This window comes from Blastopirellula marina DSM 3645, assembly GCF_000153105.1.
Classification (GTDB): Bacteria; Planctomycetota; Planctomycetia; order Pirellulales; family Pirellulaceae; genus Blastopirellula; species Blastopirellula marina.
On record NZ_CH672376.1, the window covers coordinates 44,341 to 56,332 of the forward strand.

General features: G+C 57.3%; 10 protein-coding genes. 7 read left to right on the plus strand and 3 right to left on the minus strand.

Annotation, left to right across the window (positions count from 1 at the left end; translation table 11 throughout):
* Positions 1-62 precede the first annotated feature (62 nt).
* The 7 genes from DSM3645_RS30585 (at position 63) to DSM3645_RS01805 (ending at position 8,850) form a co-directional block, all read left to right on the plus strand.
* Complete coding sequence (locus DSM3645_RS30585; protein ID WP_161603271.1) at positions 63-902, plus strand: hypothetical protein; 840 nt, start codon at positions 63-65, stop codon at positions 900-902.
* On the plus strand, positions 899-2,050 hold the full coding sequence (locus DSM3645_RS01780; protein WP_002650273.1) for a cysteine desulfurase family protein: 1,152 nt from the start codon (positions 899-901) through the stop codon (positions 2,048-2,050). The genes DSM3645_RS30585 and DSM3645_RS01780 overlap by 4 nt, the downstream gene beginning before the upstream one ends.
* Positions 2,051-2,190: 140 nt before the next feature.
* Positions 2,191-3,288 (plus strand): helix-turn-helix domain-containing protein, encoded by a 1,098-nt coding sequence (locus DSM3645_RS01785; protein ID WP_131282107.1) that lies wholly within the window; start codon positions 2,191-2,193, stop codon positions 3,286-3,288.
* Positions 3,289-3,588: 300 nt separating this feature from the next.
* Positions 3,589-4,707, plus strand: a complete 1,119-nt coding sequence (gene dnaN, locus DSM3645_RS01790) for a DNA polymerase III subunit beta (RefSeq protein WP_002650276.1) — start codon at positions 3,589-3,591, stop codon at positions 4,705-4,707.
* Positions 4,708-4,747: 40 nt separating this feature from the next.
* Entirely contained in the window at positions 4,748-5,077 is a 330-nt protein-coding gene (locus DSM3645_RS01795) for a DUF721 domain-containing protein (RefSeq protein ID WP_002650277.1), read from the plus strand.
* 95 nt (positions 5,078-5,172) lie between these two features.
* Positions 5,173-7,749: a DNA gyrase subunit B gene (locus DSM3645_RS01800; protein ID WP_002650278.1), complete on the plus strand. Its 2,577-nt coding sequence runs from the start codon at positions 5,173-5,175 to the stop codon at positions 7,747-7,749.
* 513 nt (positions 7,750-8,262) lie between these two features.
* Entirely contained in the window at positions 8,263-8,850 is a 588-nt protein-coding gene (locus tag DSM3645_RS01805; protein ID WP_002650279.1) for a Uma2 family endonuclease, read from the plus strand.
* Positions 8,851-8,945: 95 nt separating this feature from the next.
* On the opposite strand, the gene rph is transcribed toward DSM3645_RS01805, so the two are convergent.
* From rph to DSM3645_RS01820, 3 genes are all read right to left on the minus strand, one after another.
* On the minus strand, positions 8,946-9,659 hold the full coding sequence (gene rph, locus DSM3645_RS01810) for a ribonuclease PH (protein ID WP_002650280.1): 714 nt from the start codon (positions 9,657-9,659) through the stop codon (positions 8,946-8,948).
* A 44-nt stretch (positions 9,660-9,703) separates the two neighbouring features.
* Complete coding sequence (gene argF, locus DSM3645_RS01815) at positions 9,704-10,621, minus strand: ornithine carbamoyltransferase (RefSeq protein WP_040351991.1); 918 nt, start codon at positions 10,619-10,621, stop codon at positions 9,704-9,706.
* A 116-nt stretch (positions 10,622-10,737) separates the two neighbouring features.
* Positions 10,738-11,964 (minus strand): aspartate aminotransferase family protein, encoded by a 1,227-nt coding sequence (locus tag DSM3645_RS01820; RefSeq protein WP_002650282.1) that lies wholly within the window; start codon positions 11,962-11,964, stop codon positions 10,738-10,740.
* Between the last annotated feature and the right edge of the window lie 28 nt (positions 11,965-11,992).

Sequence of the window (11,992 nt, forward strand, 5' to 3'; positions counted from 1 at the left end):
CCACACCGCCGCTAGCGGCCTGATCCAACCTATTTACTCTGTGAACCATAGAGCCTGCACCGATGGCGAATTCCCCTACTTTTCCTCGTAAGCCGACGCCCGGCGCTGGGCGAACTTGGCCGATCATGTTTCCGTTGATCGTCTTCAGCGTCGTGATCGCATTCGTCCTGTTCGTCGTCTGCTCTGGCGGATTCATGATGGTCAGCGGAACGCAGTTTCATCCGGCCGGGTTCCGCATTCGTCGATTTATCGCATTACGTCTGCCGGTGATCGGCACGCAGGCAGGGAGAACCAGCTACACCGACGAGACCCCAAAATTGTCGCAACTGCTGGTCCAACAAGGCTGGATCAGCAAAGCGCCGCTGCAAACGCCCGAAGATGAGTGGGATCTGATCGAGCTCGACCGTGAGTGGCAAGGAATGCCTTCAAACTTGACCGACTATCTGCGCGATAAAAATAGTCGGGTCGATTTGTATGCCTGGAGCGAGGCCAATCCGCTGTTGGCCGGCATGCTGTGGAGCGAAGTCGAACAAGCGGCCAAGTTGAAGCTCTATTGGATGGCGCCTGAGTTGATCGACAAGATGGTCGATTTTTCTCGCCAGAAACCGATCGACCCATCACTTAACAAAGACGATCGCGCCCTCTTCGCGCAGATCAACCTGACCGCATATTTGCTTTCCAACTATCAAAAAACGGAAGACGGCGCCAAAGCCGCAGGCGAGACGCTACTTGCTGCTGACTGCCGCAAACAGATCGAACGACTCAGCAGCGTCGGCGTCGTCATTCCAAAAAAGACCGAGGATCCGGTGAAAAGTGGCGATTCCAAGCCCCAAGCGAACCAAACGCCGGCGGCGGAAACGTCGAAAACTTCCCCCGGCGACGTTCAGGAATCGAACAATTGACCAGCGCGGATCCCATCTATCTCGATAACAACGCGACAACGCGATTAGCGCCGGAAGTTGCGCAGTTGCTAGGCGCAGCCTTTTCGCACGGTTACGTCAATTCGTCAAGTCAGCACGCATTAGGACGCCGTTCGCGAGCTGCTTTAGAACGCTCGAAAGAACAAATTCTAGCCGGTTTAGGGGCAAAAACCGCCGGTTTCGCCAGCGATGAGTTTCTCTTGACCAGCGGTGGAACCGAGTCGAACAACCTTGCGATTTTCGGCCTGGTAAAGCCTCAACCGGGCCGAGTGATCCTCTCCTCGATCGAACATCCCAGCGTCTCGGCCGCGGCCGATTTGCTGCGACTTCGCGGTTACGACGTGCAAACGATCGCCGCTTTGCGAACCGGTGTCGTCGATGTCGAGCACTTCCGCGAACTGATCACGCCCCAGACGCAACTGGTCAGCGTGATGCTGGCGAACAACGAAACCGGCGTGCTGCAACCGGTCGCCGAGATCGCCGCGATTTGCCGAGAAAAAGGGGTCAAAGTCCATACCGACGCCGTTCAGGCCGTCGGAAAAATACCGGTCAGTTTTCGCGAACTCCAAGTCGACGCGATGACCATCACCGCCCACAAGTTGCACGGACCCCGCGGTGTCGGCGGCCTGATCGTCCGACATAGCGTGCAGCTTTCGCCGCAATTGCATGGGGGAGGGCAGCAGCTCGCTCAGCGCCCCGGCACCGAACCGATCGAAATGGGACTCGCGATGGCCGAGGCGCTGCGAATTTCGATCGCAGCGGCGCCGTCGTACCAAGCACTAGTCGGATTGCGGACAGAGTTGGAAGCGGCGCTGCGCCAGATCGATCCAAGCTGCGTGATCCATGGCGCCGATTCGGCGCGGCTGCCGCATACGGTCAGCGTCTCGTTTCCAGGGATCGATCGCCAAGCGTTGGTGATGGCGCTCGACATGTCTGGGGTTTGTATTTCGACCGGTTCGGCATGTGCCAGCGGGTCGAGCGAGCGGTCCCCCGTGCTGATCGCGATGCAGCTAGAAAACGAGCAAATCGAAAGCGCCGTGCGAATAAGTTTGGGTCGCGACACGACTCGCGACGAAGTGCTGGAAGCGCTGCGTCGTATCTCTAAGTGTGTCAATGATTTGCGCCGATAGATTTCGGGCGATTGCAACCCGCTTAAGGCTATTCATCTGGCCGTAAATCCGCTATAATCCGGGCTTGGAAAAAAGCTCATCGCGTGTACATAGCAGCACGTCTTTTGGGGCCGCATCTTTTGGCCGTCAACGGAGTCTCGGTGAATACGGACGTTTTCGCCATCGGTTTACCCTGGGCGCCTAGTGCGCACGATGGCTCGTCCACTGAGACGACGCCAAGTGGAGCGGTGCGCCGTTTCCTGGGTGGGCCCGAAAATCGTCTGGTCCGCACCGCTGTCGAGGCGCTCGATCACCCTCATCCTCCCTGGAATCCAGTCGTTTTCTACGGTCCGACGGCGACCGGCAAAAGCCATTTAGCGGCCGGTTTGCTGGCGCGGTGGAAACAGTCGCATCCCGATTCTCAAGTCGTAACTACAACGGGCGCAGACTTTTCCCGCACGATCACCACAGCCGCACGCCGTGGAGAACCTGTCGATTTTATGTCGATATGGCAATCGGTCGATGCGCTGCTGATTGACAATTTGCATGAGCTAGCAAACTTTCCTTCGGCACAAGAACTACTCGTGCTGCGGCTGGATGAATTGATCGCGAGTGATCGGTTGGTGTTGGCGACTTGCGTGGGCAATCCGCTTGAGAATTTCTCGTTGTCGCGGCGTTTGGTAAGCCGGCTTTCGTCTGGTTTGCTAGTGCCGGTCGAACCCCCCAGCGCGGCGACGCGACAAGCGTTGGCGCTCCATTTCGCGATGCAGCACCAGGTCGACATGACCGCCGCCGCCGCCAAGCAGTTGGCCGAAGCGTTTTCGACCAATTTGCCTGAGCTGCAGGGGATGCTGCTAGAACTGTTCGCGCGCGAGTTTGGTTCGACGCCGCAATTGGGCAAAATGCGGCGAATCGATTCGTTGGCGGCGCGACGTTTTATCTCAGTGAAGGTGACCGGTCGAACGCCGAGCTTACAAGCGATCTCCTCGGCGGCGGCCCGTTATTATCAAGTCAAAATCACCGATCTCCGCGGACCGTCGCGCAGACAGTCGATCGTCGCGGCTCGCGACGCCGCGATTTTTCTCGCCCGGAAGTTGACCAAGTCGAGCTTCGCCGCGATCGGCAAGCATTTTGGCGGGCGCGATCACACGACCATCATGCACTCGATTCAGAAGTTAGAAACGCGGCGAAAACGAGAAGCGTCGACCCAGTCGGCCTTGGACGAACTCGAACGACTCATCCAACGGCAGACGCAATGAATCACGAACCTCGAAATTGCGATGGGGAAAACCTGGCGCGCAAGCGGCGCGCAATGTCGATAGATTCGGCCGCTAGCGACAAGCGAAAATTCGTTGTCGCATCCACGCTGTTTAGAGACACGCTAGCGCCGCAAAAAAAACGTTTGCGCGCCTACTTATCCACCGCGTAGTAGAGCGATCCGACTCGGCGATTTACGAGTCGAAACTGCGGTCGAGCGGCAAGTATCGACGATCGCAAGCGTCGCCTTACTACTACTGCTTACATTTAAAAAGATATTACAGAAGAGAACCGGCGAGCCAATGAAAATCACATTTGATCGGGAACAGTTCCAGCAAGCCTTTCAAACCGCAGCCGCCGTAGCGCCTTCGCGTAGTCCGAAGCCGATTTTGCAAAACATCAAACTCGACGCAACCGAAAGCGGCGCTATCATGATGGCCACCGATATGGAAGTCGGCGTTCGAATTGAAGTTTCTGGAGTCGAAGTCGAAGCGCCCGGCAGTATTGTCTTGCCGGTCCAGCGGTTTGGGTCGATCTTGCGGGAAGTGAGTGATGAGAAGCTGCGAATCACCCGCGAGGAAGGGGGGACCATCGTCCAGGGAGAGCGCAGCAAGTTCACCCTGTCGACCGAAAACCCCGAAGAGTTTCCGGCGGTCCATTCGTTCACCGAAACGAAGTACCACGAACTCTCGGCGCGCACCCTGAAAGAACTAATTCGTCGTACGTTGTTCGCCGCCGATAGCGAAAGCGGTCGGTACGCTTTAGGCGGTATCTTGCTGGAAATGGAAGCGGATCAAGTGACCGCCGTCGCAACCGACGGACGCCGACTCTCAAAGATGAGCGGACCCGCCGTCGCGATTGAAGGACACGGAAGCGCCAGCGAAGTGATGACGATTGTGCCGGCTCGAGCGATGCAATTGATCGAGAAGGCGCTGACCAACTTGGAAGCGACCGTGCAGATTGCGGCTCGCTCGAACGACGTGTTGGTCAAGGTCGGCGCCGCGACGATTTACGCTCGTCTGGTCGAAGGGCGTTTCCCCAAATGGCGCGACGTGTTGCCGGAAAAACGAGACGCCAAAGCGATCGAGCTGACGGTGGGCCCGGCGTTCGCCGCATTGCGACAAGCGGCGATTGTCGCGTCGGACGAAAGTCGCGGCATCGACTTTACCTTTGGCGGCGGTTCGGCCGTCTTGTCCAGCACGACCGCCGAGGTCGGACAATCGCACGTCGAGTTTCCGATCGCCTACGACGGCGACCCGGTCGAAATCACGATGGATCATCGCTACGTCGCTGACTTTTACAAAGTGCTGGATGGCGAACGGCAGTTCACGTTGAACTTGCAGGACGCCGACAGCGCCGCTCTCTTCTCGACCGATGACAATTATGACTATGTGGTCATGCCGTTGGCTCGCGATCGCTAGGACGCAACCTGGTCGGCCTGCCGACTTGTGAAAGAGACACATGAAACCACGACGTGACGATCGATCCGGCCAGCGCGGACCGCAAGCGATGGGTGACCTGGTCGCCGGGCTGATGGCTCGCAGCGGTTACGCCCAGGTTCAATCGGCGGACGCTTTGCAAGAAGCGTGGAGCAAAGCGGCCGGAGACGCGTTCGCCGCGCATAGTCGCGCCGGCAACATCAATCGCGGCAAGTTGGAGGTTTGGGTTGAGAACTCGGCGATCTCGCAAGCGATCAGCTTCCAAAAACGTGAAATCCTAAAACAACTGCAAACTGCGCTGCCGGACCGTCGAATCGAGGAGATTCGCATCAAAGTTGGCCGCATCAATTAATCAGCGCACGCGTCGCAGTTTGTGACGCATTCGGCGCTTCGGACATACTTCCTTCCGAACAAGGACGTTCTCTAGTAGAAACGATTAGACTTTCCATGACTGAAGAATCGACTCAACCGCTGCCTGACTCAGAACCCGAAAACAAAGAAGCCGCCAAGCAGACCGAAATGGCCAAAGCCAATTCGGAATATGGCGCCGGCGACCTCGAACACTTGTCCGATCTGGAGCATGTGCGTGAACGCCCGAGCATGTACATCGGCGATCGCGGCGCTCGCGGTTTCCATCACCTGGTCTACGAAGTTGTCGATAACTCGATCGACGAAGCGATGGCCGAGTTCGCCTCGGCGATCACAGTCACGATCCACAACGACAATTCGGTGACGGTCGAAGATGACGGCCGCGGTATTCCGGTCGAGCTTCACCCGCAATTGACCGAGCAAGTCGGTCGCGACGTCTCAACCCTGGAAGGGGTGATGACGGTCCTGAAATTTGGCGGCAAGTTCTCCAAAGGCGCCTATCAAACCTCCGGCGGTCTGCACGGAGTCGGCGTGACGGTGGTCAACTTCCTGTCCGAGTGGTGCGAAGTCGAAGTCCATCGCGACGGCTCGATCTGGCAGCAAGAGTATCAGCGCGGCGTTCCCCAAGGTCCGATCCGCAAAGGTGGAGCGACCAAGAAGCGGGGAACCAAAACCAGCTTCAAGCCGGACAGTCAGATTTTTAATGTCAGCAAGTTCAACTACGACACGCTCTACAAACGTTTGCAAGAGCTCGCGTTTTTGAACCGCGGCGTGAAGATCATCTTCAAAGATGAGCGTAACGACGAAGGGGGCGAGTTCCAGTACGAGCGCGGCATCGTTGAATATGTCGAGCATCTCAATCGCGCTTCGACCGCGCTTCACTCCGAAGTGATTTCGCTCGAAGGGATCTCGGAAGGGGTCGGCTTCGACATCGCGCTGCAATACTCGGAAGAGTACACCGAAAACCTCCATTCGTTCGTGAACAACATCAACACGCACGAAGGGGGAACGCACGTCAGCGGTTTCAAAACCGCGATGACGCGCACGCTGAACAACTACGCGAAAAAGGAAAGCTTGCTCAAGGATCTGACCTTGGCCGGCGACGACTTCCGCGAAGGTTTGACCTGCGTGATTTCGCTCCGCGTGCCGAATCCGCAGTTTGAAGGCCAGACCAAAACCAAGCTGGGTAACAGCGAGGTCGAAGGGATCGTCAACTCGGCGGTTGGCGAATTCCTCGGCAAGTACCTGGAAGAACACCCGAAAATCGGCAAGCTCATCATTCGCAAAGCGATCTTGGCCAGTCAGGCTCGCGAAGCGGCTCGTAAGGCTCGCGAAATGATGCGGAGTCGCAAGAACGCGCTCGGCGGCGGCGGACTTCCCGGCAAGCTGCGCGACTGCATCAGCCGCGACATGGAGATCTGCGAACTCTACCTGGTCGAAGGTGATTCGGCCGGCGGTTCGGCCGAAGGAGGACGCTTGCGAGAGTTTCAGGCGATCTTGCCGCTGCGAGGTAAGATCATCAACGCTTACAAGTCGCGCGAAGACAAAGTGCTGGCCAACGAAGAAGTGCAAAGCATGATTCAGGCGATCGGCGCCGGAATCGGTGAAGAACAAGACATCCACAAACGCCGGTACAACAAGGTCATCATCATGACCGATGCCGACGTCGACGGATCGCACATTCGGACGCTGCTGCTGGCCTTCTTCTATCGCCAGATGTATTCGCTGGTCTCCGGCGGTCACGTCTATGTCGCGCAGCCGCCGTTGTTCCGCGTGACCCGCAAAAAGCAGATCACCTACATCCAGACCGAAGAAGAGATGAAGACGCGGTTGTTGGAAAATGGTCTGCGAGACGCGTCGTTTGTCGACGAGTCAGGCCGCGAAATCATCGGTGACGAGATGGAGCGTCTCTGCCGTTCGCTAGCCGCGCTCGAAGAAGCGATCATCGCGCTGGAGCGCCGCGGCATCTCGCTGAAGATTCATGCGGTGCGCCAAGATCCGGTAACCGCCAAGCTGCCGGTGTTTCACCTGGTCTTCGGCATCACCGAGGAATGGTTTACGACCCGCAAAGAACTGGACGAATACCTGGTCGAGAAAGGTTTGGTCACCGAGAGCCAATCGGACGAACCAGCCGAAGCGCCGGCCGACGGAGAAGCAGCCGTCAGCGGTGAAGAAGCGGAAACCAATTCCACCGACAAGGTCGAAGAAAACGGTCACCCGGCCGAGATTCCGCACATCACCGAGCTGCACGAAGTTCGCACGATCAACATTCAGTTGGACGAACTGAACGGCATGGGCTTCGACATCCAATCGCTCATTCCTCAAGAGCGAACCGGCCTGCAAGAGTCGCGTTACAAACTGCGTCGCGGCGAATCAGAATCAGGGATCGAAGACCTCCGCGGACTGGTCTCCGCTATTCGCGCTTTCGGCGAAAAAGGACAACAGATCACCCGCTTTAAAGGTCTGGGCGAAATGAACGCGGAAGAACTCCGCGAAACGACCCTCGACCCGGCCAACCGTACGTTGCTGAAAGTAACGATGGAAGACCTGAGCGCGGCCGACGACATGTTCCGCGTGCTAATGGGCGACAAGGTCGAACCGCGGCGTGAGTTCATTGAGAAGCACGCGCTGGATGTGCGGAACTTGGATGTGTAAGACCGCGTGAAACGTCACGAATCGATGAAATAAGGCGGAACTTGTTCCGCCTTACTTTTTGGGTCAGTTAAGCATGACGGGACGCGCGATCCGAATATTGAATTGATTGTGGACGGGTTCAAATCGCGTTGCCTCGACTCGAAAATCAAAGCCGCTCGACGCGTTGATTCGCCGCGTGTTGTTTTCTTTGGGATTGGCGAGAGTTTACGATGCTCGATCCCAGTGCATGAAGAGCTTGGGCCATCGTTGCCGAGCATTCGCGGTTTTCGTAAGTATTTTACCCATTTGTACTTGCGAAGTTTATAGCCCGTGAATTCCCACGTTCAACGGACCGTTCTCGGCACGCGATTTTCTTGCTTTGTAGGAAAGACTTCCCATAATACGGATAAGATTTCAGCCGATGACGCGGCGGCTGAATCGGGTGATTGAAGCAACGGTCGGTGACTCGGTTGTTTCCTGTTCGGGCGTTAAAGTAGAGTATCGAATTCGGCCCTGGGAACGAAAACACAGAATATGGCCTCACAACTTGAGCTCAACACATCGGTCGCGCCGCCATTGCCGCTGCGAAGATTCTCTGTTGAACAGTATCATCAACTCGGTGAAATTGGTGTTTTGACTCCGGAGGATCGGGTCGAGCTACTCGAAGGATGGATTGTCGAGAAAATGAATCAGCGGCCCATTCACGGTTTCGTTGTTCGCCTACTCAACGAATTCTTCTTACGTGAATTGCCGGAGGGCTGCCTCTGCCAATGCCAACTTCCCATTACTTCCGAGCGAAGTGAACCCGAACCCGATATTGCGATCGTTCTAGGCGTGCACGCTGACTTTCGCAATCGCCATCCCAACGGCGCCGACTGTCGACTCGTGATCGAGGTGGCCGATACGTCGCTCGAAAGAGATCGAGCGAAGGCTGATATTTATCGAACGGCTGGCGTGCAGGAGTATTGGATTGTAAATATCTCGGATCAATGTCTAGAGCGGTACGCTTACACCGACAAGGGCTCCGCCTTCCAGTCCACGTTGATTCCCAGCGATTCGCATGTCTCACTGAACGTTCGAGACAAGGAACTCACGTTAGATTTGAATCGAGTTTTTGGATAACGCCGTGCAGACTTTTGGGTTACCGCAAAACGGGCGATCATCGCGGCCGATGTTGGGTTTCGCTCCGCTGCACCCAACCTACAAATAAATGTCCGCTACCACAGCCACTTCTTCCCCAGCGCCTTCGCCTGGGCTTCGGTCAGCACTTTCACCCCGTGCTTACCCAGTTGGATCAGCTTCATCAGCTCTTCTTCGGTGAAAGTCGCTTCTTCGCCTGCCCCTTGGACTTCGACAAACTTACCGCTGCCGGTCATCACCACGTTCATGTCGACCGCGGCGTCGACATCTTCGATATAGTCCAGGTCGAGCGCTCCGGCGCCGTTGACCAGGCCGACGCTGACCGCGGCGACGCTATCGACCAGCGGGAACTTTTTGGGATCGGGCAAGACGATCGTTTGCAGCGCGTCGACCAAAGCGATGAACGCGCCGGTGATGCTGGCGGTGCGCGTGCCGCCGTCGGCGTCGAGCACGTCGCAGTCGACGGTAATCATCTGCTCGCCGAGCGCTTCTAGGTCAGCGACGGCCCGCAGGCTGCGACCGATCAAGCGTTGGATCTCGGTGGTGCGGCCGTCGACTTTACGCGACTTGCGGGTCGGGGTGCTGCCGGGGAGCATGTTGTACTCGGCGGTGATCCAACCTTTGCCGCTCCCTTTTAGCCACGGGGGAACGCTCGATTCGACGCTGGCGGTGCACAACACGGTGGTCGCGCCCGTTTGAATCAAGACGCTGCCTGCGGCGTTTTTGGTAAAGCGGCGTTTGATTTTCAGTTCGCGCAGCTGATTCGCTTTTCGTCCGTCGTGGCGGGCCATGTTAGCTTTCTGGGGAGAGGTGATTCGAATTTTTTTGCGACGGCTTAGCCATTCTGATTGGCCAACCAAACCAACACGCCCTTTTGGGCATGCATGCGGTTGCCGGCTTGCTCGACGATTCGTGAAGTGGGACAGTCCATCACTTCGTCGGTCACTTCTTGTCCCCGTTTGGCGGGCAAGCAGTGGAGGAAGATCGCCTCTTGGGCGGCGGCGTCCATCAGCTTTTTGTTGACTTGGAAGTCGGCGAAATCGACTTCGCGTTTCGCTTGTTCCGCTTCTTGACCCATACTGGCCCAGACGTCGGTATAGACAGCAACAGCGCCGTCGACTGCTTCAAAGGGATCGTTGGTTTGCTGGACCACGGCGTCAGGACAGGCCTGATCAACGCGTACCAGAAACGGTTGATCCAGCTCGTAACCCTTCGGCGAGGCGATCATGAACTCGGCGCCCATCTTGGCGCAGGCCAAGGCCAGACTGCGGCTGACGTTGTTGCCGTCGCCGATGTAGGCGATCTTCAACCCTTTCAGCTTGCCAAAGCTTTCCTGGACCGTCATTAGGTCGGCCAGCGCCTGGCAAGGATGAAACAGGTCAGTCAAGCCGTTGATGATCGAGCAGGTGCAGTGCGTCGCTAGCTCTACGACTTTTTCGTGCGACTTGGCCCGACAGACGATTACGTCGAGATACTGGCTAATGACGCGGCCGAAATCTTGCGGAGCTTCTCGTTTTCCCCAGCCGACATCTTCTCCCAAAAAGAGGCTCGATCCGCCCAGCTGCGCCATGCCGGTTTCGAAGCTGACGCGAGTTCGCAGCGACTGCTTCTCAAACAACAGGCCCATGACCTGGCCTTGCAACAGCGGCTCGCGGATCCCTTTGGCGAGCTTTGCTTTGAGGTCGGCGGCGATCGAGAAGATCGACTCCATTTCGGCAGTCGAAAGATCAAACAGGGAGAGTAGGTTTCGCATAACGGTACTCGCTTCGAATCGGAACAGCCAAAACTTGTCGGCCAATCACGGAAGAGGAGAAAAGCAAATCGCCGCGACTTTGCAAAAGACCGCGGCGATTGGTCAGTGGAGTTCGCTTAGGAGGCAGGCGCCATGTTCTTGATGACGTCGACCAGAATATCGCAACCCTGATGAACTTCTTCAGGGGTCAGGTTCATCGCCGGCAAGAGCCGTATGACGTTGCCTTGCGTGCAGTTAATCAGCAGCCCTTTCTCCAGGCAGGCTTTCACCGCCGGAGCGCCTTCGATCGCGAGTTCGACGCCGATCATCATACCGATCACGCGGACCTCTTGGATCAGATCGCACTCGGCCTGCAGCGCCGTCATCCGCTCGCGGAAGATCTCACTGAGCACGGCGACGTTTTCCAGCAGGTTGTCGCGCTCGATCATTTCGATCGCCGCGATGCCGGCCCGAGCGGCGATCGGGTTGCCGCCAAAGGTCGCCGCATGCATGCCGGGACGCAAGCTGGGAGCGATCTCTTTGGTCGTCAGCAACGCGCCGCCGGCGACTCCGCCGCACAAGCTTTTCGCCAACGTCAAAATATCGGGCGTTACGTCAAAATGCTGATAGCCGAACCAATGTCCGGTTCGTCCGCAGCCGGTTTGCACTTCGTCGAAGATCAGCAGCAGCTCGTGTTCGTCGGCCAGTTTACGCAGACCAGCGAGAAAGCCTTCGGGCGGAATGCGAACTCCGCCTTCGCCTTGGATCGGCTCGACCATGATCGCCGCGGTTTGATCATCGATCAGCTGCGCGACGGCTTCGAGGTCGCCAAACGGAGCGTAGGAGAAACCGGCGAGCAGAGGGCCGATCCCTTCGTGATACTTGGGCTGCGCGGTCGCCGAGGTCGCGCCAAAGGTGCGCCCATGAAAACCGCCTTGGAAGGTGATGATCTTATAGCGCTGCGGCGGCGTGTGCAGACGAGCCAGTTTGATGGCCGCTTCGTTCGCTTCGGTTCCGCTGTTGCAGAAGAAAGCCTGGCCGCCGAAGCTTCGTTCGGACAACAGTTTGGCCCATTGGCCTTGGGCTTCGATCAGCCAACTATTGGGAACATGAATCAGCGTCGCGATCTGCTCTTGAACGGCGGCGACGATCGTATCGGGACAATGCCCCAGCAGATTGCAGCCCCAGCCGGGAAAGAAGTCGAGATACTCTTTGCCCTCGGCGTCCCAGACGCGCGAGCCTTCGCCGCGGACCAGACTGACCGGATATCGTCCGTAGTTGGGTACGACGTATTGCTTGAATAGCTCGGCGGTATCGGCAGAGCTAAGTTGGCCGACGTTGGATCGGTCTTGCGTGGTCGACATCAATCTGGCCTCCAGGCACGGATGAAAA

Coding starts and splice junctions, on each gene's coding strand:
- argF (WP_040351991.1), bottom strand. CDS start 10,621: ATGCGAAACCTACTCTCCCTGTTTGATCTTTCGACTGCCGAAATGGAG.
- DSM3645_RS30585 (WP_161603271.1), top strand. CDS start 63: ATGGCGAATTCCCCTACTTTTCCTCGTAAGCCGACGCCCGGCGCTGGG.
- rph (WP_002650280.1), bottom strand. CDS start 9,659: ATGGCCCGCCACGACGGACGAAAAGCGAATCAGCTGCGCGAACTGAAA.
- DSM3645_RS01805 (WP_002650279.1), top strand. CDS start 8,263: ATGGCCTCACAACTTGAGCTCAACACATCGGTCGCGCCGCCATTGCCG.
- DSM3645_RS01795 (WP_002650277.1), top strand. CDS start 4,748: ATGAAACCACGACGTGACGATCGATCCGGCCAGCGCGGACCGCAAGCG.
- dnaN (WP_002650276.1), top strand. CDS start 3,589: ATGAAAATCACATTTGATCGGGAACAGTTCCAGCAAGCCTTTCAAACC.
- DSM3645_RS01800 (WP_002650278.1), top strand. CDS start 5,173: ATGACTGAAGAATCGACTCAACCGCTGCCTGACTCAGAACCCGAAAAC.
- DSM3645_RS01820 (WP_002650282.1), bottom strand. CDS start 11,964: ATGTCGACCACGCAAGACCGATCCAACGTCGGCCAACTTAGCTCTGCC.